At 67.3% G+C, this 22,600-nt stretch carries 21 protein-coding genes; 14 read left to right on the top strand and 7 right to left on the bottom strand.

Going from position 1 to position 22,600, the window contains the following annotated elements; translation table 11 throughout:
* Positions 1-921, top strand: a complete 921-nt coding sequence (locus tag RZO50_RS14020) for an RluA family pseudouridine synthase (protein ID WP_322600350.1) — start codon at positions 1-3, stop codon at positions 919-921.
* A gap of 14 nt (positions 922-935) precedes the next feature.
* On the opposite strand, the gene RZO50_RS14015 is transcribed toward RZO50_RS14020, so the two are convergent.
* Positions 936-1,412 (bottom strand): NUDIX domain-containing protein, encoded by a 477-nt coding sequence (locus RZO50_RS14015; RefSeq protein ID WP_322600349.1) that lies wholly within the window; start codon positions 1,410-1,412, stop codon positions 936-938.
* Between the two features lie 69 nt (positions 1,413-1,481).
* On the opposite strand from RZO50_RS14015, the gene dnaE reads away from it, so the two are divergent.
* The 5 genes from dnaE to RZO50_RS13990 all read left to right on the top strand — a co-directional run bounded on the left by dnaE (position 1,482) and on the right by RZO50_RS13990 (position 8,956).
* On the top strand, positions 1,482-5,000 hold the full coding sequence (dnaE, locus tag RZO50_RS14010; RefSeq protein WP_322600348.1) for a DNA polymerase III subunit alpha: 3,519 nt from the start codon (positions 1,482-1,484) through the stop codon (positions 4,998-5,000).
* Between the two features lie 95 nt (positions 5,001-5,095).
* The gene (locus tag RZO50_RS14005; protein WP_322600347.1) at positions 5,096-6,037 is read left to right on the top strand and encodes a hypothetical protein; all 942 of its coding nucleotides are present in this window, start codon (positions 5,096-5,098) and stop codon (positions 6,035-6,037) included.
* Positions 6,038-6,060: 23 nt separating this feature from the next.
* The gene (hisD, locus tag RZO50_RS14000; RefSeq protein WP_322600346.1) at positions 6,061-7,362 is read left to right on the top strand and encodes a histidinol dehydrogenase; all 1,302 of its coding nucleotides are present in this window, start codon (positions 6,061-6,063) and stop codon (positions 7,360-7,362) included.
* A gap of 8 nt (positions 7,363-7,370) precedes the next feature.
* Positions 7,371-7,862: a transcriptional regulator NrdR gene (nrdR, locus tag RZO50_RS13995; protein ID WP_322600345.1), complete on the top strand. Its 492-nt coding sequence runs from the start codon at positions 7,371-7,373 to the stop codon at positions 7,860-7,862.
* A gap of 47 nt (positions 7,863-7,909) precedes the next feature.
* On the top strand, positions 7,910-8,956 hold the full coding sequence (locus RZO50_RS13990) for a quinone-dependent dihydroorotate dehydrogenase (RefSeq protein WP_322600344.1): 1,047 nt from the start codon (positions 7,910-7,912) through the stop codon (positions 8,954-8,956).
* Here RZO50_RS13990 and RZO50_RS13985 read toward each other — a convergent pair.
* Complete coding sequence (locus RZO50_RS13985; RefSeq protein WP_322600343.1) at positions 8,931-9,500, bottom strand: DUF3043 domain-containing protein; 570 nt, start codon at positions 9,498-9,500, stop codon at positions 8,931-8,933. The genes RZO50_RS13990 and RZO50_RS13985 overlap by 26 nt on opposite strands.
* Before the next feature lie 46 nt (positions 9,501-9,546).
* On the opposite strand from RZO50_RS13985, the gene RZO50_RS13980 reads away from it, so the two are divergent.
* The 6 genes from RZO50_RS13980 to RZO50_RS13955 all read left to right on the top strand — a co-directional run bounded on the left by RZO50_RS13980 (position 9,547) and on the right by RZO50_RS13955 (position 15,457).
* Positions 9,547-10,941, top strand: coding sequence for a dipeptidase (locus RZO50_RS13980; protein ID WP_322600342.1), 1,395 nt, complete (start codon positions 9,547-9,549; stop codon positions 10,939-10,941).
* A gap of 79 nt (positions 10,942-11,020) precedes the next feature.
* Complete coding sequence (gene erpA / locus RZO50_RS13975; protein ID WP_322600341.1) at positions 11,021-11,386, top strand: iron-sulfur cluster insertion protein ErpA; 366 nt, start codon at positions 11,021-11,023, stop codon at positions 11,384-11,386.
* A 161-nt stretch (positions 11,387-11,547) separates the two neighbouring features.
* Positions 11,548-12,441, top strand: a complete 894-nt coding sequence (ctaC, locus tag RZO50_RS13970) for an aa3-type cytochrome oxidase subunit II (RefSeq protein WP_322600340.1) — start codon at positions 11,548-11,550, stop codon at positions 12,439-12,441.
* Positions 12,442-12,443: 2 nt separating this feature from the next.
* Positions 12,444-14,195 (top strand): aa3-type cytochrome oxidase subunit I, encoded by a 1,752-nt coding sequence (gene ctaD / locus RZO50_RS13965; protein ID WP_322600339.1) that lies wholly within the window; start codon positions 12,444-12,446, stop codon positions 14,193-14,195.
* Positions 14,196-14,630 (top strand): cytochrome c oxidase subunit 4, encoded by a 435-nt coding sequence (locus tag RZO50_RS13960; protein ID WP_322600338.1) that lies wholly within the window; start codon positions 14,196-14,198, stop codon positions 14,628-14,630.
* A gap of 2 nt (positions 14,631-14,632) precedes the next feature.
* Complete coding sequence (locus RZO50_RS13955; RefSeq protein ID WP_322600337.1) at positions 14,633-15,457, top strand: PP2C family protein-serine/threonine phosphatase; 825 nt, start codon at positions 14,633-14,635, stop codon at positions 15,455-15,457.
* Positions 15,458-15,487: 30 nt separating this feature from the next.
* Here the strand turns inward: RZO50_RS13955 and RZO50_RS13950 are convergent, their stop codons facing one another.
* The 5 genes from RZO50_RS13950 to ctaE all read right to left on the bottom strand — a co-directional run bounded on the left by RZO50_RS13950 (position 15,488) and on the right by ctaE (position 20,354).
* A complete protein-coding gene (locus RZO50_RS13950; RefSeq protein ID WP_322600336.1) occupies positions 15,488-15,898 on the bottom strand; it encodes a rhodanese-like domain-containing protein in 411 nt (136 codons plus the stop codon).
* A 63-nt stretch (positions 15,899-15,961) separates the two neighbouring features.
* Positions 15,962-17,755, bottom strand: a complete 1,794-nt coding sequence (gene qcrB / locus RZO50_RS13945) for a cytochrome bc1 complex cytochrome b subunit (protein ID WP_322600335.1) — start codon at positions 17,753-17,755, stop codon at positions 15,962-15,964.
* 23 nt (positions 17,756-17,778) lie between these two features.
* A complete protein-coding gene (gene qcrA, locus RZO50_RS13940) occupies positions 17,779-18,858 on the bottom strand; it encodes a cytochrome bc1 complex Rieske iron-sulfur subunit (RefSeq protein ID WP_322600334.1) in 1,080 nt (359 codons plus the stop codon).
* A 37-nt stretch (positions 18,859-18,895) separates the two neighbouring features.
* Complete coding sequence (gene qcrC / locus RZO50_RS13935) at positions 18,896-19,693, bottom strand: cytochrome bc1 complex diheme cytochrome c subunit (RefSeq protein ID WP_322600333.1); 798 nt, start codon at positions 19,691-19,693, stop codon at positions 18,896-18,898.
* A gap of 19 nt (positions 19,694-19,712) precedes the next feature.
* Positions 19,713-20,354, bottom strand: coding sequence for an aa3-type cytochrome oxidase subunit III (gene ctaE / locus RZO50_RS13930; RefSeq protein WP_322600332.1), 642 nt, complete (start codon positions 20,352-20,354; stop codon positions 19,713-19,715).
* A gap of 179 nt (positions 20,355-20,533) precedes the next feature.
* On the opposite strand from ctaE, the gene trpD reads away from it, so the two are divergent.
* On the top strand, positions 20,534-21,595 hold the full coding sequence (trpD, locus tag RZO50_RS13925) for an anthranilate phosphoribosyltransferase (RefSeq protein ID WP_322600331.1): 1,062 nt from the start codon (positions 20,534-20,536) through the stop codon (positions 21,593-21,595).
* An 8-nt stretch (positions 21,596-21,603) separates the two neighbouring features.
* A complete protein-coding gene (locus RZO50_RS13920) occupies positions 21,604-22,599 on the top strand; it encodes a PHP domain-containing protein (RefSeq protein WP_322600330.1) in 996 nt (331 codons plus the stop codon).
* The last annotated feature ends 1 nt before the right edge of the window (position 22,600 follow it).

The following is a 22,600-nucleotide window of genomic DNA, read 5'->3' as shown; positions in this document are numbered from 1 at the left end:
GTGCCCACCCGGATGATCCCCGTGCCGGACGGCCTCGAGGGCGCGCGGGTGGATGCGGCACTGGCGAAGATGCTGGGGTTCTCCCGCACCTTCGCCGCCGATGTCGCCGAAGCCGGCGGAGTCGTCTCCGGTGGTCGGTCTCTCGGGAAGTCCGACCGGCTCGAGGCCGGAGCGTGGCTCGACGTGACCTGGGAAGACCGGCGTGAACCCGAGGTGGTGCCCGTCGAGGTGCCGGACCTCGGGATCGTCTTCGACGACGACGACATCGTCGTCGTCGACAAGCCCTCCGGTGTGGCTGCGCATCCCTCGGTGGGCTGGGAGGGGCCGACGGTGTTGGGTGCACTGGCCGCGGGTGGGTTCCGCATCGCCACCAGCGGAGCCTCCGAACGCCGCGGAGTGGTGCACCGGCTGGATGTCGGAACGAGCGGTCTCATGGTCGTGGCCAAGACCGAGCGCGCCTACACCGCGCTGAAGCGGGCGTTCAAGGAACGCGATGTCGAGAAGATCTACCACGCTGTCGTGCAGGGCCACCCGGATCCGCTCTCCGGGACGATCGATGCTCCGATCGGCCGCCACCCGTCGCACTCGTGGAAGTTCGCGGTCACCCCGGCCGGCAAGGACTCGGTGACACACTACGAGACGCTCGAAGCGTTCCGCGGCGCGTCCCTGCTGGAGGTCCACCTCGAGACCGGTCGCACCCACCAGATCCGGGTGCACATGGCCGCGCATCGGCATCCGTGCGTCGGCGATCCGCTCTACGGCGCGGACCCGACGATGTCCGCGCGTCTGGGCCTGATCCGGCAGTGGCTGCACGCGCGTCAGCTCGCCTTCCACCACCCCGTCTCAGGGGAGTGGGTGGGCTTCACCTCCGCGTATCCGGATGATCTCGCGCACGCACTTGCCGTGCTGCGCGAGGACTGAGCGGGCAGACCCGGTCAGCGGCCGCCCTCGAAGGCGGCGGGCCCGTCTGTGAGGGCAGCGGCGATCCGTGCGCGCATGTCGGCGTCGATGTCGTACGCGTCGAGGTCGGCGAGTGCATACCAACCGACTTCGGTCATCTCGCCGTCGGCGGGAAACGGCTCTCCGTCCACCCATGAGCATCGGAACGTGAGGTCGAGGTAGTCCGTCTGGTCGCCGTTCGCGTAGACGATCCTCGGGATCTGGTGCACCCACGACAGGCGGTCGACACGAATGCGCACCGCCGCCTCCTCTTCGGCTTCGCGCGCCGCCGCGTCGGCCGGCTCCTCGCCCGGATCGACGATGCCGGTGATCGGGGTCAACGCGCCGTTGTCGGCTCGCCGGCCCAGCAGGACGTCGTCGTCGCGCACGATGACGGCGGTGACGCCGGTGAGGAAGAGCGGTCGTGTGCCGACGAAGCGGCGCAACTCGAGGATGAAGTCGGGGGTGGGCACGTGGTCAACGCTAGCCGACCCGCCGTGCCCGCCGGCCGCGGCGTCGGAGGCGCGATTTAGACTCGTCGGGTGGCCTCCGACTCCTTCGTTCATCTGCACGTACACAGCGAGTACTCGATGCTCGACGGCGCCGCCCGCATCAACTCGATGGTCCAGGAGGCCGCCCGGCTCGAGATGCCGGCGATCGCGGTCACCGACCACGGGAACACCTTCGCGGCCTTCGAGTTCTACAAGGCGGCGAAGGACGTGGGGGTCAAGCCGATCGTCGGGATCGAAGCGTACGTGACCCCCGGAACGCATCGTTCCGACAAGGCGCGGGTGCGGTGGGGATCGCCCGAGCAGTCCAGCGACGATGTCTCCGGCGCGGGGGCGTACACCCATATGACGCTTCTGTCGGAGTCGACCGAGGGCATGCACAACCTCTTCCGGTTGTCGTCGCTGGCGAGCATGGAGGGCTACTACTTCAAGCCCCGCATGGATCGCGAGATCCTGCAGAAGTACTCCAAGGGACTCATCGCCACGACGGGCTGCCCCTCGGGTGAGATCCAGACGAGGCTCCGGCTGGGGCAGTACGACGCGGCACGCGCTGCAGCGGCGGAGTTCCAGGACATCTTCGGCAAGGAGAACTACTTCGCCGAGATCATGGATCACGGCCTGTCGATCGAACGGAGGGTGCTCGAGGACCTCACCAAGATCGCCCGGGACCTCGACATCCCGATGCTCGCCACGAACGACTCGCACTACACCCACCAGCACGATGCGAAGAGCCACGCGGCGCTGTTGTGCGTGCAATCCGGATCGACCCTCGACGACCCGAAACGGTTCAAGTTCGACGGTGACGGGTACTACATCAAGTCGCCTGCCGAGATGCGTCAGGTGTTCCGCGACAATCCGGAGGCGTGCGACAACACGCTCCTGATCGCCGAGCGCTGCGAGGTGGAGTTCAACACCAGCGCGAACTACATGCCGCGGTTCCCGGTACCCGAGGGCGAGACCGAGGACTCCTGGTTCGTCAAGGAGATCGAGAAGGGTCTGCACGAGCGCTACCCCGGCGGCGTCCCCGACGACGTGCGCAAGCAGGCCGAGTACGAGACCGGCGTCATCACGCAGATGGGTTTCCCCGGCTACTTCCTCGTCGTCGCCGACTTCATCAACTGGGCGAAGGACAACGGGATCCGTGTCGGTCCGGGTCGAGGATCCGGAGCCGGTTCGATGGTGGCGTACGCGATGAAGATCACCGACCTGGACCCCCTCAAGCACGGCCTCATCTTCGAGCGCTTCCTCAACCCCGATCGCGTGTCGATGCCCGACTTCGACGTCGACTTCGACGACCGTCGTCGCGGCGAGGTCATCCAGTACGTGACCGAGAAGTACGGCGACGAGCGCGTGGCGCAGATCGTCACCTACGGCACGATCAAAGCGAAACAGGCGCTGAAGGACGCCGGGCGGGTGCTGGGCTTCCCCTTCAGCATGGGTGAGCGCCTGACCAAGGCGATGCCGCCGGCGGTCATGGGCAAGGACGTCCCGCTGACCGGCATGTTCGACAAAGAGCATCCGCGCTACAAGGAAGCCGTCGAGTTCCGCACTCTCATCGAGACGGATCCGGAAGCCAAGACCGTCTTCGACACCGCGGTGGGACTGGAGAACCTCAAGCGCCAATGGGGCGTCCATGCGGCGGGCGTCATCATGTCGAGTGAGCCGCTGCTCGACATCATCCCGATCATGCGTCGGGAGCAGGACGGCCAGATCGTGACGCAGTTCGACTATCCCTCGTGCGAGTCGCTCGGTCTGATCAAGATGGACTTCCTCGGGTTGCGCAACCTGACGATCATCAACGACGCCCTCGAGAACATCGAGATGAACCGCGGCACCCCGCTCATCCTCGAAGATCTCGACCTCGAAGACGAGGCGTCCTACGAGCTTCTCTCGCGAGGTGACACCCTCGGCGTCTTCCAGCTCGACGGTGGACCCATGCGGTCGCTGCTGCGCCTGATGCGGCCGGACAACTTCGAGGACATCTCCGCCGTCCTCGCGCTCTACCGGCCGGGGCCGATGGGGGTCAACTCGCACATCAACTACGCACTCCGCAAGAACGGCCAGCAGGAGATCGAACCGATCCATCCGGAGCTCGCCGAGCCGCTCGCCGACATCCTCGACACGACGTACGGGCTCATCGTCTATCAGGAGCAGGTGATGGCGGTGGCGCAACGCGTCGCCGGCTACACGCTCGGACAGGCGGACCTGCTGCGGCGGGCGATGGGCAAGAAGAAGAAGTCCGAGCTCGACAAGCAGAAGGAGATCTTCTTCGGGGGGATGACCGAGCGGGGATTCTCGGAGGAAGCCCAGGGCACGCTGTGGCGGGTGCTGGAGTCGTTCGCCGACTACGCCTTCAACAAAGCGCACACCGCCGCCTATGGACTCGTCTCCTACTGGACGGCGTACCTCAAAGCGCATTACCCGGCGGAGTACATGGCGGCCCTGCTCACCAGCGTGGGGGACTCGCGCGACAAGCTCGCCGTCTACCTCAACGAATGCCGCCGGATGGGCATCAAGGTCCTGCCGCCGGACGTGGGGGAGTCGATCCGCTTCTTCGCCGCCGTCGGCGAGGACATCCGTTTCGGTCTCGAAGCGGTGCGGAACGTGGGCGCCAACGTCGTCGAGGCGATCGTTCAGACGCGTCAGAGCGGTCCGTTCACCTCCTTCCATGACTTCCTGAACCGCGTTCCGGCGCAGGTCGCGAACAAGCGGACGGTCGAGTCGCTCATCAAGGCGGGCGCCTTCGACGAGCTCGGACACACCCGACGCGCGCTCGTGGAGATCCACGAGGACGCGGTGGAACAAGCCGTGCTCGACAAGCGCCGCGAAGCCCACGGTGAGGTGGGGTTCGACTTCGACAGCCTCTGGGGGGATGACGAGCCGCAACAGGTGGCCAAGGTGCCCGAGCGTCCGGAGTGGACCAAGAAGGACAAGCTCGCCTTCGAGCGAGACATGCTCGGGCTGTACGTGTCGGATCACCCCCTGGCGGGGCTCGAGATCCCGCTCGCCAAGCACGCGTCGATCTCCATCCACGACCTGCTCGCGTCCGAGGAGCTGCAGGATGGGGACCAGGTGACGGTCGCGGGACTGCTCACGAGCGTGCAGCATCGAGTCGCCAAATCGAGCGGCAACCCGTACGGCATGATCACCGTCGAGGACTTCGACGGCGAGGTGACGGTCATGTTCATGGGCAAGACCTACACGGAGTTCCAATCGATGCTGCAGGCGGATTCGATCCTCGTCGTCCGCGGTCGCGTGTCCCGCCGGGACGACGGTCTCAATCTGCACGCGCAGGCGGCGTTCGCCCCCGACCTGGGAAGCTTCGATCCCGCGGGTCCCCTCGTGCTCGCGGTGCCGGAGCAGCGCGCCACCGAACGCCTCGTGAACGACCTTGCCGACGTGCTCCAGCGGCACGCCGGAGACACCGAGGTCACACTGCGGCTGCACAAAGGCGGCACGGCGAAGATCTTCGAGGTCCCCCTGCCCGTCACCGTCTCGGCGGACCTGTACGGGGATCTGAAGGGGCTCCTCGGGCCGAATTGTCTCGGCTGACGCGGCTCGACCGGTCGGCCGTGTCTCATGTGCGTCTCATCACGCGCGGGTAGGATCGGACGGCGCGTGCGCACCGCGCGCAGGGAAGGACGATTGTGACCGACGAGCAGTACGACGACACCACGCCGCAGGAGACAGCGAGCCCGACGGCCGAGACCGCGCCGTCGGAGGGCGTCGCCCCGCAGTACGGAGTCGGCCCGTTCACGATCCGCGAGGTCACCTTGGGGGGAGTGTGGCTCGTCGCCTTCGTCGTGTCCTTCTTCTCGGTCACGGTCGCGCGTTTCGACTCCGTCTGGACGTCCGGACTGTTGTGGATCATCACGATCGGTCTTCCCACCGTCGCGGTGTTCCTGCTCGCCCTGCGCCGGCTCTCGCCGCAGGGCATCCGTCGAGTCGGTTCCCTCGGCATCGATCAGTTCGCCTCGGTGGTGTTCTCCTTCGCCGCTCTGCTCTGGCTCCAGATGGTGTGGGAGACGGTCGCCGTGGCGATCGACAGTGGACTGTGGCTGCGCTCGTGGGTGATCTGGGTCGAGCTCGTGCTCATGCTCGTCGGTGTGGTGTTGACGGTGCTCGCGCCGGTCATCCCGCCCTTCTCGCAGGACTTCCAGGGCCGACCGGAGGTGCCCGCCCACCGCAGCGCACGCCCCGTCCGGGCCGTGGAGCCACGCCCCGCTCACGTACCCGTCGACCAGGAGGACACCGCCCCCGGTGCCGAGTGGACCGGTGAGGCCCGGTACGAGGCCCCCATGGCCGACGTCGATGCGGACGACTTCACACCCAACCAGACCCGCGGGACCTTCGAGGCCGTCGACGCGGACGAGACGATCGAGATCGAGCGACCTGCGCGTCAACAGGCCTTCTGGGCGCTCGTGCCCGAGGAGCGCGACGTGGTCGACGAAGGCGGTGCGCCGCTGTTCCGCATCGGACCGACCGCGTGGGCCCTCGTCATCGAGGACCGCGGTGAGGTCTTCGTCGTCCGGGACGAGGACGGGACCGTCGGGTTCCTGCACGATATCGACGGAGTCACTCGCGGCTGAACCGCAGCGGTTAACCTAGAGGGATGCTCCGCACCATCGACCTTCGCGGCCGTGCTCTCACGCCCGCGGAACTGCTCGCCGCCGTGCCCCGTGCGGGTGTGGCACGCGCCGACGCGCTGACCGCTGCCGCGGCGATCGTCTCGGACGTCGCGGAACGCGGCGAAGCGGCGCTCCGTGAGCAGGCGGCACGCTTCGATCGCGTCGAAGGACACGCGCTCCGCGTGCCCGCGGAGCACTTCGACGAGGCGCTGGCCGGCCTGGACGACCGTGTACGCGATGCCCTCGAGGAGGCGATCTCCCGCGTTCGGCGGGCGTCCGTCGCGCAGGTGCCGCCCGCACGGCGCACCGAACTGGCCCCCGGCGCTGTCGTCGAGCAACGTTGGCGGCCGGTCGGCCGCGCCGGCGTCTACGTGCCCGGAGGCAAGGCGGTCTATCCCTCGTCGGTGGTGATGAACGTGGTGCCCGCGCAGGTCGCCGGAGTCGCACGCATCGCCCTTGCCTCGCCGCCCCAGGCCGATCACGCCGGGCGGGTGCACCCCGACATCCTCGCCGCCGCGCGTCTCCTCGGTGTCGACGAGGTCTACGCGGTCGGCGGCGCAGGAGCCGTTGCAGCCTTCGCCCACGGAGTGCCCGAGATCGGACTCGACCCGGTTGACGTCGTGACGGGCCCGGGGAACAATTTCGTCGCCTCCGCCAAGCGCGTCGTCGCCGGTTTCGTCGGCGTCGACTCCGAAGCGGGTGCGACCGAGATCCTGATCGTCGCGGACGCGAGCGCCGATCCCCGACTGGTGGCGGCCGATCTGATCAGTCAAGCCGAACACGATGAGCAGGCGTCCGCCGTGCTCGTGACCGACTCGCCGGCGTTGGCCGACGCGGTCGCGTCGCAGGTCGAGACGCGCGTGGTGGCGACGAGGAACGCCGACCGCGCGATGGAGGCGCTGCGTGGCGAGCAGTCCGCCATCGTGCTGGTCGACGACGTCGATACCGCCCTCGCCTTCAGCAATGCGTACGCGCCAGAGCACCTCGAGGTCTTCCTCGAGGACCCGCAGGTGGACCGTTTCGTCAACGCCGGCGCTGTGTTCGTGGGGGCGTACTCCCCGGTGAGCCTCGGCGATTATCTCGCCGGCAGCAACCACGTGCTGCCCACCGGCGGCCAGGCACGCTTCTCCTCCGGTCTGTCCGCCTCGACATTCCTGCGCCCGCAGCAGGTCATCCACTACCGGCGCGACGCGCTGGCCGATGTCGCCGACGGGATCGTCGCGCTGGCCGAGGCCGAAGCGCTGCCGGCCCACGGTGAGGCGGTCTCGGTGCGGTTCGAGGCGTAGGAGGCGACATGCACTGTCCGTTCTGCCGCAACCCCGACTCGAGGGTCATCGATTCGCGTACGAGTGACGACGGACTCAGCATCCGTCGCCGGCGTCAATGTCCGCAATGCGGGGGTCGCTTCTCGACGATCGAGACCGCGAGCCTCAATGTGATCAAGCGGTCCGGGGTGATCGAACCGTTCAGTCGTGAGAAGGTCATGAGCGGGGTCCGCAAGGCGTGCCAGGGTCGACCGGTCACCGAGAGCGACCTGGCCGTTCTGGCGCAAACGGTCGAGGAGGCGATCCGTCAGACCGGATCATCCCAGATCGACACGAACGAGATCGGATTGGCGATCCTCCGTCCGCTGCGTGACCTCGACGAGGTGGCGTTCCTCCGCTTCGCGAGCGTGTACCAGGCCTTCGATTCGCTCGAGGACTTCGAGGCGGCGATCGAGCAGTTGCGGGTGGACCATCCGAACCGCTACGGGCGATCCGAAGCCGAGCGACCCGCCGACCGCTGAGCCGAGACGCGATCACGGGGATCGCCGCCGACGATAACCTGGAGGGGATGTATCCCTTCCTCTTCCGGACCGTCCTCAGCCGCATGGACCCCGAGACGGCTCACCATGCCGCGATGGCCGTCATCCGATTCCTGGGCCTTCCCGGCGTCTCGACGATCGCCCGCCGAACCACTGCTCCCACTCCGGAGTTGCGCACGCGCGCCCTCGGCCTCGAGTTCGAGTCGCCCTTCGGGGTAGCGGCCGGCTTCGACAAGAACGTCCACGGCGCGGCGGGGCTGCACGCGCTCGGCTTCGGACACGTGGAGGTCGGAACGGTCACCGCGGTCCCGCAGCCCGGTAACCCCCGGCCACGACTGTTCCGATTGGTCCCGGACCGTGCGGTGATCAATCGCATGGGCTTCAACAACAACGGCGCAGAGGCGGCGGCACTCCGGTTGCTCAGGCTGCGTCGTCGTCGTTCCCGCCCGGTGCTGGGCGTGAACATCGGCAAGAGCCGCGTGGTGGACGTCGACGCCGCGACGCAGGATTACCTCCGGAGCACCCGGCTGTTGGCTCCCATCGCCGACTACCTCGTGGTCAATGTGTCCTCGCCGAACACCCCGGGCCTGCGCGGCCTGCAGGCGGTGGAGACCCTGCGGCCCCTGCTGGAGTCGGTGCGAGACGCGTCGGGCGACACGCCGCTGCTGGTCAAGATCGCGCCGGACCTTCCCGACGACCAGGTGACCGCCGTCGCGGGGCTTGCGCGTGATCTGGGCCTGGCCGGTCTCATCGCGACGAACACCACGATCTCACGCGAGGGCCTGGTCAGCGAGGAGCAGGTCGTCGCCGCGGCCGGTGACGGTGGTCTGTCCGGCGGCCCGCTGCGCCGTCGCGCGATGGAAGTGCTGCGACTCGTGCGGTCAGCCGTGCCTGACCCCGACTTCTGCGTCGTCTCGGTCGGCGGGATCGAGACGGGCGATGATGTGCAGGAGCGTCTGGAGGCCGGTGCGACCCTCGTGCAGGGCTACACCGCGTTCCTCTACCGCGGTCCCCTCTGGGCCCGTCAGGTGAACCGGCGCCTGGTCGCGCTCAGACGGGGTACTCGCCCCGCTTGACCTGAGGCTTGGGCAGACGGAGGAAGCGCATCTGCACGATGCGCATCGCGCCGTACCAGCCGAGACCCTTCTCGACCCGGTCCTCGCCGAACTTCGCCTTCGCGGCGCTCTTGACGCGGATGGAGGTGTACACCATGTCGCCGACGACGAAGATGATGAAGCCCCACAGGGCGAGCAGCGCGTAGTACTGCACCTCGACGATCGGGACGAGCGTGGCGATGATCACGAGGATCATCGCCGGCATCACGAACTCGGCGAGGTGCCACCCGGCATCGACGAAATCGCGGACGAACCTGCGTTGCGGCCCCTTGTCGCGTTGGGGCAGGTACTTCTCCTCGCCCGCCGCCATGCCCTGCCGCGCCTTCTCGCGTTTGGCCGCCAATTCGGCACGTTGCCGCGCCTTCGCCTCCTTGGTGTCGGGCACGAGCGGGCGCTTGCGGGCAGCCTCCCGTTCGGCACGGGAGGGGGTGGGGCGGCCCTTGCCGGCGGCCGACGTCTCGGTCGACTCGTCCTTGGGCGCCGGTGCGGCGGGGGTGTTGGGCACGATGAATCCTCGGATCGCGGGTGATGCTGCACTTAAGATTACCCGCATGGCTTCTGAGCAGACCCACGACGACGCGGTCATCACCGCGGCGGCCGCACGCATCCCGTCCGCGCTGGCCGATCTCGGCGAGCTGGTGCGCATTCCCTCCGTCGCCTTCCCGGGCTTCGACGAGTCGGAGGTCGGTCGCACCGCGGAGGCCGTCGCGCGGCTCGCCGAGGAGACCGGGGTGTTCGACGACGTGTCCATCCGGCGCGCGCCGATCCCCGGCACCGACGAGATGGGCATGCCGGCGGTCCTCGCCCGCCGTGCCGCCCGCAATGGGCGTCCCACGGTCTTGCTGTACGCGCACCACGACGTCCAACCCGTCGGGGACGAGGATCTGTGGGAGACGCCGCCTTTCGAGCCGACCGTGCGCGGCGGAAGACTCTACGGCCGCGGTGCCGCGGACGACAAGGCCGGGATCATGGCGCACATCGGCGCCATCCGTGCGCTCGTCGACGCCGCCGGCCCCGACTTCGACCTGGGCCTGGCGCTGTTCATCGAAGGAGAGGAGGAGGCGGGATCCCGTTCGTTCGCGCAGTTCCTCTCCGACAACGCCGACGATCTTCGCGCGGATGTGATCGTGGTGGCCGACTCCACGAACTGGGACGCGACCACACCGGCGTTGACGGTCTCGCTCCGAGGCAATGCGCGGTTCACGCTGACCGTGCGCACCCTGGACCATGCCTCTCACTCCGGCATGTTCGGGGGAGCGGTGCCGGACGCGATGATGGCCACGGTCGCTCTGCTGTCCACCCTCTGGGACGCTGACGGGTCCGTGGCCGTGGACGGTCTGTCCACCCGAGACACCGAGACGCCGGAGTACGGCGAGTCCCAGCTGCGCTCGGAGGCGGGACTGCCGGACGGTGTCGAGCCGATCGGCACCGGGCCGATCCTCGGGCGGCTGTGGAACAAGCCGTCCCTGACCGTCACGGGCATCGACGCCCCGAGCGTCCGGAATGCCTCCAACACGCTGAACCCCGAGGTGTCCGTCGTCGTCAGCGCGCGTATCGCCCCGGGACAATCCGCCGCCGAGGCCTACGCCGCGATCGAGGCGCACCTGCGAGCCCGTGCGCCGTGGGGGGCGCAACTGAGCTTCAGCGACGTCGACCTCGGTGACGGATTCCTCGTCGACACCGCGGGTTGGGCCGTCGCGGAAGCACGGGGCGCTCTCGCCGACGGCTACGGCGTCGATCCGGTCGACCTCGGCGTCGGCGGATCGATCCCCTTCATCTCCGATCTCGTTCGGGAGTTCCCCGACGCGCAGATCCTGGTCACGGGCGTCGAAGATCCGCACGCCCGTGCACACAGCCCCAATGAGTCTCTTCACCTCGACACCTTCCGCCACGCGCTGACGTCGGAGGCCCTGCTGCTGGCGCGGCTGGACCGTCGCGGGCGCTGATCGCCCGCTGAGCGCAGGCGACGCGTAGAATCGAGCCATCGTCGCCGCGCCCGCGCGCGGCCCACACCGAAGGAGCGTCATGACCGACACCGCCCTGACGACCGAACAGATCGCCCCCGAGCACGGCGTCGCACTGACGGACGCGGCCGCGCAGAAGGTGAAGAGCCTCCTCGAGCAGGAGGGCCGCGACGACCTTCGTCTGCGGGTGGCCGTCCAGCCGGGCGGCTGCAGCGGCCTGATCTACCAGCTCTACTTCGACGAGCGCTTCCTCGACGGCGACAAGGCCGTCGACTTCGACGGCGTCGAGGTCATCGTCGACGAGATGAGCGTCCCGTACCTCGACGGTGCCCAGATCGACTTCAAGGACACCATCTCGGAGCAGGGGTTCACCATCGACAATCCCAACGCAGCCGGCAGCTGCGCCTGCGGCGACAGCTTCCACTGATCACGAGCCGTTTCCGACGGGTCCGGCGGGTTGTGCGAAACCCTCGGACCCGTTCCGCGTCACCTGTGCCCGCGGAGGTCGACCTGTGTGGTTGGCCTGAAGTGCATGGGAGGTTGCTCTAGACTGGCTGGAGCAATACCCGCGACCCGGAAAGGTGCACCGTGCACTCGAAACGCCGTCTCCGCTGGGCCGTTCTCCCCATCGGGATCGCAACGGCCGCAGTCCTCGCCGGATGCACTCCGACGGAGCTGAACGGATTCCTCCCCGGATTCACCGAGGACGGCGTGCCCGCCACCGACAAGACCGAGATGGTCTCCGGCCTGTGGGTCAACTCCTGGATCGTGCTTCTCGCCGTCGGCGTGGTCACTTGGGGCCTGATGCTCTGGGCGATGGTCGCATACCGTCGCCGCAAGGGTCAGACCGGTCTGCCGGTCCAGCTGCGCTACAACATGCCGATCGAGATCTTCTACACGATCGTGCCGCTGATCCTCGTCGTCGGCTTCTTCGCCTTCACGGCACGCGACCAGGCGATCCTCGAGACCCGGTACGACGACCCGGACGTGTCGATCACGGCGATCGGCAAGCAGTGGGCCTGGGATTTCCAGTACAACGGCGATCAGGAGGACGGCTCCGACGCGGTCTGGACCATGGGGATCCAGGCGCAGCCGGACGCACAGGGCAACATCGACCAGGAGCAGCTGCCGACGCTCTACCTGCCGGTGGACAAGACGGTCGAGATCAAGCTGAACTCCCGCGACGTCATCCACTCCTTCTGGATCATCGACTTCCTCTACAAGAAGGACATGTACATCGGCAAGGACAACTACTGGTCCTTCACGCCGACTCGCGAGGGTGAGTACGCCGGCAAGTGCGCCGAGCTCTGCGGTGAGTACCACTCGATGATGCTCTTCAACGTGAAGGTCGTCAGCGAAGCCGAGTACGAGGACTATCTCGCGTCGCTCGAGGCCGCTGGCCAGACCGGCAACATCAACGAGGCGTACGACCGCCTCCAGAACCTGCCCGGGACGGGCGCCAGCTCCGAGGGAGACGAGTGATCATGGCCACGACTCTGCCGGAATCCACCCGTCCCAAGACGGTGCCGCCTCGTCAGGCTGCCCTCATGAGCTCCACGCGCGTCGAGCAGAAGGGCAACATCGTGGTCAAGTGGATCACCTCCACGGACCACAAGACGATCGGCTACATGTATCTGATCGCCTCGGTGCTGTTCTTCATGCTGGGCGGCGTCATGGCGCTGATCATCCGTGCGGAGCTGTTCGAGCCCGGCATGCAGATCGTGCCCACCAAGGAGCAGTACAACCAGCTGTTCACGATGCACGGCACGATCATGCTGCTGATGTTCGCGACGCCGCTGTTCGCCGGCTTCGCCAACGCGATCCTCCCGCTGCAGATCGGCGCGCCCGACGTCGCGTTCCCGAGGCTGAACGCTTTCGCCTTCTGGCTGTTCCTGTTCGGCTCCACCATCGCCGTCGCCGGATTCCTCACCCCGCAGGGCGCGGCCGCCTTCGGCTGGTTCGCCTACCAGCCGCTCGCCAACGCGAGCTTCTCACCGGGCGTCGGGGGAAACCTCTGGATGCTCGGCCTCGGTATGAGCGGTTTCGGAACGATCCTCGGTGCGGTCAACTTCATCACCACGATCCTCACGATGCGCGCACCGGGCATGACGATGTGGCGTATGCCGATCTTCACCTGGAACACCCTCATCACGAGCATCCTCATCCTGATGGCGTTCCCGGTGCTCGCCGCCGCGATCCTCGCCGCCGCCGCCGACCGCGTGCTGGGCGCCCACATCTACGACCCGCAGAACGGCGGCGTCCTGCTGTGGCAGCACCTCTTCTGGTTCTTCGGGCACCCCGAGGTGTACATCATCGCGCTGCCGTTCTTCGGCATCGTGTCGGAGATCTTCCCGGTCTTCAGCCGCAAGCCGATCTTCGGCTACAAGACCCTCGTCTACGCCACGATCGCGATCGCCGCTCTTTCGGTGGCCGTGTGGGCGCACCACATGTACGTCACCGGAGGGGTCCTGCTGCCGTTCTTCGCGGTCATGACGATGCTGATCGCCGTGCCCACGGGCGTGAAGATCTTCAACTGGATCGGCACGCTGTGGCGAGGCTCGGTGACATTCGAGACGCCGATGGTCTTCGCCCTCGGATTCCTGATCTCGTTCGTCTTCGGTGGTCTGACCGGTGTGATCCTGGCGTCGCCGCCGCTGGACTTCCATCTCTCCGACTCCTACTTCGTCGTGGCACACTTCCACTACGTGGTGTTCGGCACGGTCGTGTTCGCGATGTTCGCCGGCTTCTACTTCTGGTGGCCGAAGTGGACGGGTCGCATGCTCAATGAGCGCCTCGGCTACGTGCACTTCTGGCTCTTGTTCATCGGCTTCCACATGACCTTCCTCATCCAGCACTGGCTGGGCGTCGACGGGATGGTGCGTCGCTACGCGGACTACTCGGCCGCCGATGGGTGGACGTGGCAGAACCAGGTCAGCACGATCGGTTCGATCGTGCTCGGTGCCTCGATGATCCCGTTCCTCTTCAACGTGTGGCTGACCTCGCGCAAGGCGCCGAAGGTGACGGTCAACGACCCGTGGGGCTACGGAGGGTCGCTCGAGTGGGCGACCTCCTGCCCGCCGCCCCGTCATAACTTCACGTCGATCCCGCGTATCCGCAGCGAGCGTCCGGCGTTCGACCTCAACCACCCCGAAGCGGGCCTGCCCGTCGGTGTGGGGCCCGCGAAGGACGCCCCGCAGACCCCGGTTGTCGACGTCGCTCAGGGAGAGGTCAAGTAAGTGCGTACCAACGTCGGACTGTGGTGGATCCTCACCGCCTTCTTCTTCCTCATCGGTGTCGTCTACACCGTGTGGAACATCATCTCGGCGCCCGAGCTGCCGTGGTACACCGCCGTCGAGTGGGTGGGGACGGTAGCGCTGTTCTTCGCGGGCTTCATGGGCGTCATGATCGCCTTCTATGTCGACCGTGTCCACAAGGCACAGGGCGGAGAGCTGCCCGAGGACGTGCTCACGGCGGACATCGACGACGGTGACCCCGAGCTCGGTGAGTTCAGTCCGTGGTCATGGTGGCCGATCGTGCTGGCGTTCTCGGCCTCGATCGCGTTCATCGGCCTCGCTGTCGGCTCGTGGATGGTGCCGATCGGTTTTGCGATCTTCCTTGTCGCGATCGTCGGCTGGGTTTACGAGTACTACCGCGGTTACTTCGCACGCTGAGCGTGGCATATCGCCTGGTCGCGGCCGCCGCGTCCGATGTCGGCTCCTACCGTGAGACGAATCAGGACGCGGCCTTCGCGTCGTCGTGGGGAGCCGCCGTTGCCGACGGTGTCGGTGGCGGGCCATCGGGTGATCTCGCGTCGGCGGCTCTGGTCCACCGTCTCGTCGCGGGACGCGTGGCCTCGTGGACCGCTCAGGCCCTGCGGGAGCGGATTCTCGAGGCGAATTGGGATCTGCGCGCGCATGCCGAGCGTGATCCATCGCTTCGCGGCATGGCCACGACCTTCACGGGCGTGTTCCTCACCGACGCTGACGATCTCCTCATCGCCCATTCGGGCGACTCGCGTGCGTATCGCGTAAGGGATGGTCGCTTCGAGCGGCAGACCCGCGATGATTCATACGTGCAGGTCCTCGTCGACCGGGGGATCATCGCACCGGAAGAGGCGGCGACCCACCCCCGTCGAAACATCATCACCGCTTCGCTGGGCGGTGGAGAGGCGGATGTCGTCGCGGTCGCCGAGACCTCTCTGCGAGCTGCCGATCGCTGGCTGCTGTGCAGCGACGGGCTGACCGACTACGTTCCGGAGGACGATGTGGCGCGGACCGTCGTCGACCGGGCGAGGACGCCCCAGGAAGCCGCTGACGAGCTTGTGCGTCTCGCGCTGGAGGCCGGAACACTCGACAACGTCACCGCGGTCGTCTGCGACGTGATGCCCGTTGAGAACGCGAGCGCGCCGGAGCGCGTGCAGTTCGCCGGAGCGGCGGAGGGGCGGTTCGCCGAGGGGCTCGACGAGGATGAGCTCTGGGAGGCCGAGCGGACGGCCTGATCGACCCGGCACCCGACCCCGGGTGACGGGTCAGGGGCGAACGACCATGACCTGCGGGTCGAAGACGCGGGGGAGTTCTCCGGTGTCGTCGACGGTGGGCTGTCCCTCGCGAACCCAGTACTCGTATCCGCCGATCATCTCCTTCACGGCGTACCCCAACCGTGCGAACGCGGCTGCGCCTTTGGCTCCGCCGTTGCATCCGGGGCTCCAGCAGTACACCACGACCGGTGTGGCGACGTCGATGAGGGCACCGGCCTCCGCTGCGATCCGCTGGTGCGGAAGGTGGACCGCGCCGCGGATCCGTCCCTGCCGCCATGCGTCGTCGCCGCGCACATCGACGAGGACGAAATCCTCGCCGGCCTTCTGCGCGGTGTACACGTCGCTCGCGTCGGTCTCGTGCGCGAGCTTGTTCTCGAAATACGAAAGGGCGTCGATCGTCATGTGATCAGGTTAACGTGACGGTGGCCGCCTCCCGCGGGAGACGGCCACCGGATGTCGTGCCGACTACTTCTTGTCGTCCTCGTCCGGGACGATCACGTTCGACGGTCGGTTGGCCGTCTCGGGGTTGTGGCCGTCGTCGATCGGAACGTGCGGCGCGTCGGGGACGCCGGCACGCTCGTGGGCTCCCTGGATCTCTGCGTCCTCCTCCGAGGCGATGTGCTCCAGCGTGTGATGCTGGTGCGCGGTTGCCTCGTCGAGCTCGGCCTGCGTGAGCGGCGCGAGACGGTCCTCGAAGAACCACCGCGACAGCGACGCGCGGAGATTGGCGTGCCACGGGATACGTCCCTTGTCGTTGGGGCGAACCACGAGCGGCTCGTACGTCTCGGCGTCGATCAGGCGCCAGCGCTCATATTCATCGACGGGCTGGTGCACCTCGATGAACTCACCGCCGGGAAGGCGGACGATGCGCCCGGACTCGTATCCGTGCAGCACGATCTCGCGGTCCTTCTTCTGGAGCGCGATGCAGATGCGCTTCGTCACGAAGTACGCGATGATCGGCCCGAAGATGAGCATCGCCTGGAGGCTGTGGATGACACCCTCCATCGTCACCTTGAAGTGGGTGGCGATGATGTCGGACGAGGCGGCGGCCCACAGAACCGCGTAGAACACGACGCCGGCGGCACCGATCGCGGTGCGGGTGGCGGCGTTGCGCGGGCGCTGCGCGATGTGGTGCTCGCGCTTGTCGCCGGTGATCCATGCCTCGATGAACGGGTAGATCAAGACGAGCACGATGAACAGACCGAGTACCGCGATGGGCACGAGGATGTTCATCGACCAGGTCCGGTCGAGGAACACGAACTCCCAGTGCGGCGGCACGAGGCGCAGTGCACCGTCGGCGAACCCGATGTACCAGTCCGGCTGGGTGCCGGCGGAGACCGGCGACGGGTCGTACGGTCCGTAGTTCCAGATCGGGTTGATCGTGAACAGCGACGCGATCAGGACGATGACACCGAAGACGATGAAGAAGAATCCGCCCATCTTCGACATGTACACGGGCATCATGGGGAAGCCCACGACGTTGCTGTTGGTGCGGCCGGGCCCGGCGAACTGCGTGTGCTTGTTGATGATCATCAACATGAGGTGCAGTGCCAGCAGGGCCACGAGGATGGCCGGCAGCAGCAGGATGTGCAGCGTGTACAAGCGACCGACGATCTGCATGCCCGGGAACTCGCCGCCGAACAGCAGGAACGAGGTCCAGGTGCCGATCAGCGGGATGCCCTTGATCATGCCGTCGATGATGCGCAGGCCGTTGCCCGAGAGAAGGTCATCGGGCAGGGAGTAGCCGGTGAAGCCCTCGGCCATCGCGAGGATGAACAGGACGAATCCGATGACCCAGTTCAGCTCGCGCGGCTTGCGGAAGGCCCCGGTGAAGAAGACCCGGAGCATGTGGACGCCGATACCGGCGACGAAGACCAGCGCCGCCCAGTGGTGCATCTGACGAACCAGCAGGCCGCCGCGGATGTCGAACGAGATCCGCAGCGCGGAATCCATCGCCGCCGACATCTCGACACCGCGCATCGGGATGTACGCGCCGGTGTAGTGCGTGGGCACCATGGAGGCCTGGAAGAAGAAGGTCAGGAACACACCGGACAGGAGGACGACCACGAAGCTCCACAGGGCGATCTCGCCCAGCATGAACGACCAGTGGTCGGGGAAGATCTTGCGGCCGAGTTCCTTGACGATGCCCGACATGCTCGTGCGCTCGTCGAGGTAGTTCGACGCGGCGCCGACGAATCGGCCGCCGAGGGGCTTGTCTCGACCGGTCTTCGCCTCAGAAACGGCAGGCTCCTGAGTCACGTTCTCGGTGGGGTGAGTCGTACTCAATGGCGCTCCCAGAAGCTCGGGCCGACGGGTTCAGTGAAGTCGCTCCGTGCGATGAGGTAGCCCTCGTCGTCCACCGTGATCGGCAGCTGGGGGAGCGGGCGCGCTGCGGGTCCGAAGATCACCTTCGCGCCGTCCGAGACATCGAACTGCGACTGGTGGCACGGGCACAGCAGGTGGTGGGTCTGCTGCTCGTACAGAGCCACGGGGCAACCGACGTGGGTGCAGACTTTGGAGTAGGCGACGATGCCGTCGTAGGACCAGTCGGCGCGCTCGGGCGTTTCGATGATGTCCTCGGGGGGCATCCGCATGAGGAGGACGATCGCCTTGGCCTTCTCCTCCAGGTAGCCCTCGTCGTGGTGGAGCTCGGCGAGCTCCTCCGGGATGACGTGGACCGCCGAGCCGAGCGTGACGTCCGCGGCGCGGATGGGCGTGCCCTCGGGGTCGTGGGCCAGGCGCGAACCTTCCTTCCACATGGTGTGGCTCAGGAGGTACACCGGGTCACCGCCGTGAGGGTGCTCCGGCGAGTTCTCGGGGGCGAGGCCGCGGAACAGCGTGATGCCGGGGACGACGGAGGCGGCGAGGGCCGCGATGAGCGAGTTGCGGATCATCGCCCGCCGGCCGAACCCGGACTCCTCGTTCGCCTTGTCGAAGACATCGATCGCGGCCTCGCGCACCGAATCGCGCCCGCGGGTCGCGTGACGAGGCTCGATGAACTCCTTGTCGCTCATCACGGCCTTGGACCAGTGGATGGCGCCGATGCCGATGGCGAGCAGGGCCAGGGCGATGCCGAGCCCGACGAACAGGTTGTTGTAGCGGATGTCGACGAGCGAACCGCTCTCGATCGGGAAGAGCATGTACGCCGCGACGGCCCAGATGCTACCCGCCACCGAGAGGTAGAAGAGCGTGTAGACCGTGCGGACGGCGCGCTTCATCGCAGCCGGGTCCTTATCGGTCATCCGCTCGCGGTGCGGCGGAAGGTCGGGCGTGCGCACCGGGTCGCTCACCGCGACGGCGAGCCCGGGGGAGGGCTTCCAGGAAGCCCTCTCGTGCTCGAGCGCGTCGTCCTCGTTTGCCATGGTGCTCCTCGTAGGTGCTTTCAGTGTCAGTGGTAGGTCAGTTGGACTTCGCTGTGATCCACACGGTGATGGCGATCAGCGATCCGATCCCGAAGATCCAGATGAACAGACCCTCCGACACCGGGCCGAGCGATCCGAGGCTGAATCCGCCCGGCGACTTGTTCTCCTGGATGAACAGCAGCGACGAGATGATGTCGCGCTTGTCCTCGAGGCTGAGGGTCATGTCATTGAAGACCGGCATGTTCTGCGGCCCCGTGACCATCGCGGCGTACATGTGCAGGGCGCTGGTTTCGGTGAGGGCCGGTGCGTACTTGCCCTCGGTCAGCGCGCCGCCCGCGGCTGCGACGTTGTGGCACATCGCGCAGTTCACGCGGAACAGCTCTGCGCCGCGGGCGATGTCGCCCTCGCCGTCGAGGATCTCCGAGGCGGGGTACTCCGGGCCGGGCGAGGTGGTCTGCACGTACGCGGCCATCGCGGCGATCTGCTCGTCGGTGAACTGCACGGGCTTCTGCGGGGCCTGCGGGCCTTGCATCTGCAACGGCATGCGGCCGGTTGCGACCTGGAACTCCACAGAGAGTTCACCCACCCCGTACAGCGACGGGCCGCTCTCGGTGCCCTGCAGGTCAAGGCCGTGACAGGTGGCGCAGTTGGCCTGGAAGAGCTTCTTGCCGTCTTCGACCGTGAGCGTCGACGCGGTGGTGTCGTCGGTGGCGGCCATCGCGGCGGAAGCGCCCGCGTAGGCGCCTCCGGTGAGCAGGAGGCCGACACCGATCAGGGCGGCGGCCGCCCAGGGGCTGCGACGACCCTGCGAGCGGCGCGTGTTCTTGCGTGCCATGTGAGGAATCAGCTCCGCTCTATTTCAGGAAGTAGATGACCGCGAACAGGGCGATCCAGACGACGTCGACGAAGTGCCAGTAGTACGAGACCACGATCGCGGAGGTCATCTCCTTGCGGCCGAAGTTCTTGACGGCGTATGCGCGTCCGATCACGAGGAGGAACGCGACCAGTCCGCCGGTGACGTGCAGGGCGTGGAAACCCGTCGTCAGGTAGAAGGCGGATGCATACGCGTTCGCGGTGATCGGCATACCTTCGTAGACCAGCTGCGCGTACTCCCACACCTGGCCGGAGACGAAGATCGCGCCGAGCGCGAAGGTCAGCCAGAACCACGGCACCATGCCCCAACGGCGACGTCCCTTGACCTCGCCGCTGTAGGGCTGGAAGCGCTCGGCGGCGAACACACCCATCTGGCAGGTCACCGACGACAGCACGAGGATGATGGTGTTCACGAACGCGTAGGGCACGTTCAGCAGCTGGGTCTCCTGGGCCCACAGATCGGGGGAGGTGCTCCGCAGCGTGAAGTAGATCGCGAAGAGACCCGCGAAGAACATCACCTCGCTGCCGAGCCACACGATGGTTCCGACGGCGACCGGATCCGGGCGCTTGACGGAACGCATCGCCTGGGCATAGGTCGCTGGCGTGGTCGTCACATGGACCATTATTGCCGATTCTGCGGGTGGTTTTTCCCATCTCGGCGTGCCCAATCCTGGCGTTTCGAGGTAAGGATGGCCTAAGTGGCAGCGCCAAAACGCCGATCAGATGCCTATGTGACAGCCGCGAAGGCGCCGAGTGCCGCCCGTGAATTCCTGTGTGTCGCGTCACGGATAGGCTCGGTCGCATGGCGGAGCTGACTTCATGGCCTGAGATCCTCACGACGCTTCTCGAGGAGCGCGACCTGAGTGTGTCGGAGTCGACGTGGGCGATGCGCCGGATCATGGCGGGGGAGGCGACTGCGGGCCAGATCGGTGCCTTCCTCATCGCGCTGCGCGCCAAGGGCGAGACGATCGATGAAGTGGTCGGCTTCCGCGATGCCATCCTCGAGGCGGCCGTCCCGCTGCCGGTCAGCTCAGAGGTCCTCGACATCGTCGGCACCGGCGGCGACCGGTTCGGAACGGTCAACATCTCGACCATGGCGTCGATCGTGGCGGCGGCGACCGGCATCCCGGTCGTCAAGCACGGCAACCGGGCGGCCAGCTCCGCGTCGGGGTCCTCCGACGTCCTGGGAGCGCTCGGTGTGGCGTTGACCCTCGACCCCGTATCCGTCGCAGCGACGCTCGAGCGGGCGGGGATCACGTTCGTCTTCGCATCGGCTTTCCACCCCGGCTTCCGTCATGCCGGCCCGGTGCGCAAGGAGCTCGGCGTGCCGACGGTGTTCAACTTCCTCGGCCCGCTGTCGAACCCCGCGCGCGCCGAGGCGAACGCGGTCGGTGTGGCGAGTCTGGAACGCGTGCCGCTGATCACCGGTGTGTTCCGGAACCGCGGCGCCACGGCGCTGGTCTTCCGCGGCGACGACGGACTCGACGAGCTGACGACCACGGGTCATTCGCGGGTGTGGGAGGTCAGCCGAGGCGATGTTCACGAGCATGACGTGGACCCTCGCGATCTCGGGCTGCCGCTCGCCGAGATCCAGGATCTGGTCGGCGGCGACCCCGCGCACAACGCCGCGGTCGTTCGCCGGGTCCTCGCCGGCGAGACGGGGCCGGTGCGCGACATCGTGCTGCTCAATGCCGCGGCGGGCATCGTGGCTTATCGTCTGTTCCGGGACGCCTCGCAGGTGCAGCGGCCGATCGTGGACCGTCTCGGTGAAGCGATGGACCTGGCTCGCGAGGCCGTCGACTGCGGAGCGGCGACCCGCACGCTGGACGGCTGGGTCACCGCGACCCACGACCTCGCGGACTGAGCCCGACGATGCACCCGCACGACGCGTTGATCGAGATCGCGACGCTGCTCGAGCGGGGCAGATCGTCTCGATACAAGTCCCAGGCCTTCCGGGCCGCAGCCGACGCGATCGCGGGATTGTCGGACGCCGATCTCGCCGACGGCGCGTCGTTGCGTCGCCGCCGGGGCGTCGGAGATTCCTCGTACGAGGTGATTCGACAGGCCCTCGAGGGGCGAATCCCCGATCGTCTTCGAGACCTCCGGGCAGACGCCGGGGCCGAGGAGCCCTCGCGTCTGCGGAGCCTGTTGCGCGGCGATCTGCACAGCCACAGCGACTGGTCGGATGGGCTGACCTCCATCGATCCCATGGTGGAGGCGGCGCGTCGGCTGGGGCACGAGTATCTCGCGCTCACCGACCATTCGCCGAGGCTGCGCGTCGCGAACGGGCTGACGGCTGAACGACTGCGTGAACAGATGGCGATCGTGCCCGGGTTCGCGTCGGACGGCTTCACGCTCCTCACCGGCATCGAGGTCGACATCCTCGATGACGGCGGCCTCGACCAGGACCCGGATCTGCTCGACCGGCTGGATGTCGTGGTGGCCTCCGCCCACTCCAAGCTTCGGATGGATCGCGGCCCGATGACACGCCGGCTGGTCGCCGCCGCCTCGAATCCACGCGTCGATGTCCTCGGACACGTCACCGGTCGTCTCGTGGAGGGTGCACGCGGTACCCGTCCTCCTTCCGCTCTGGATGCGCGGGAGGTGTTCGATGCGTGCGCGGCGCACGGGACCGCGGTGGAGATCAACAGTCGTCCCGAGCGGCAGGATCCGCCGGACGAGCTCATCGCCGTCGCGCTCGAGGCGGGATGCCTGTTCGCCATCGATTCGGACGCCCACGCGCCCGGGCAGCTGTCCCTTCTCGATCACGGCGCCGCCCGTGCGGAGCGCCTCGGCGTGCCGGCCGACAGGATCGTCACGACGTGGCCGCTGGAGCGCCTTCGCGCCTGGACGGCGCAGGGCACGTGAA

This window comes from Microbacterium xanthum (genome assembly GCF_034531355.1).
In the GTDB taxonomy this organism is placed as follows: Bacteria; Actinomycetota; Actinomycetes; order Actinomycetales; family Microbacteriaceae; genus Microbacterium; species Microbacterium xanthum.
Note: the sequence above shows the minus strand (reverse complement) of the source record. Positions and strands in the feature narration are given on the sequence as shown.